This window comes from Streptomyces lichenis (assembly GCF_023218175.1).
GTDB lineage: Bacteria > Actinomycetota > Actinomycetes > Streptomycetales > Streptomycetaceae > Streptomyces > Streptomyces lichenis.
Window position 1 is genome coordinate 1 of sequence record NZ_JALPTH010000061.1, and the last position, 907, is coordinate 907.

Genomic DNA, 907 nt, shown 5'->3' on the forward strand with positions numbered 1-907 from the left:
GCGCGGCGGATTTCGCCTCGTTTACCGGCCGCGAAATCGCTCAGCACGGGGCGCCTGGGGCGGACGTGCCCCAGGGCACCGGGGAGGCGGGCGGGAGAGGACGAAGCATGAGAAGCCGCCGCCGGCCCGGGTGACCGGATCACGGCACTGCCACTCGGCAGATGCCACCGACCTGAACCCCGCCCCCGCGCCCGGCGCGCACCAGCCCGCCGGGCCTCCGGCGTACGCCCGCGCAGGACAGGGGCGGGAGGGCGCCCATCGGTGCGGTGTGCACCCTTCCACATTGGACAGCGGCGATATCCAGCCGGACGGACGGCACGCGCCAGGGGACCGGAAGGGGGCTCGCGGAGAGGGAACCGGCCACGGCAGTCTCATCACCGCACCGAACGCACCGAACGCACACATCTTCCGCACACGTCCCCATCGAACGCACCCGGGAGTCCCGTCATGCGCATCAAGCCCGCTCTCGCCGTCGCCTCCGCCACCGGCGCCCTGCTCCTGGCCGGCGCCCTGCCCGCCTCCGCCGCCGGCACCGGCACGGCCACCACCACCCACCCCTACACCTGCTCCAACTCCGGCAGCGGCTCGCTGCACATCGTCAACTGCATCGGCACCGTCACCGGCATCGGCAACGTCGTCAAGAACGTGGACATCGACGTCAAGGACGTCAACGTGCTGTCCAACAACGACCTGGACATCCTGGAGACCTCCCTGGAGGACGTGGCCGACGTCAAGGCCGGCACCTCCGTGCTCGTGCAGAAGGTCGACCTCGCCGTCGCCACCGTCGACACCTACGTCAACAAGCTGTCGATCCCCATCGACATCAGCAAGGTCCTCGTCGACATCCTCTGACGTCCATGTGAACCACCCCGCGACGCCCGGCCGGGAACCGCTCCCCGGCCGGGCG

The 907-nt window shown here is 70.8% G+C and carries 1 protein-coding gene; it reads left to right on the plus strand.

Going from position 1 to position 907, the window contains the following annotated elements:
* Positions 1 to 447: 447 nt before the first annotated feature.
* Positions 448 to 852: a hypothetical protein gene (locus M1O15_RS31260; protein WP_248637622.1), complete on the plus strand. Its 405-nt coding sequence runs from the start codon at positions 448 to 450 to the stop codon at positions 850 to 852.
* The last annotated feature ends 55 nt before the right edge of the window (positions 853 to 907 follow it).

Bases quoted from the DNA above. Each gene is read 5' to 3' on its own strand.
- M1O15_RS31260 (WP_248637622.1), top strand. From the start codon at position 448: ATGCGCATCAAGCCCGCTCTCGCCGTCGCCTCCGCCACCGGCGCCCTG.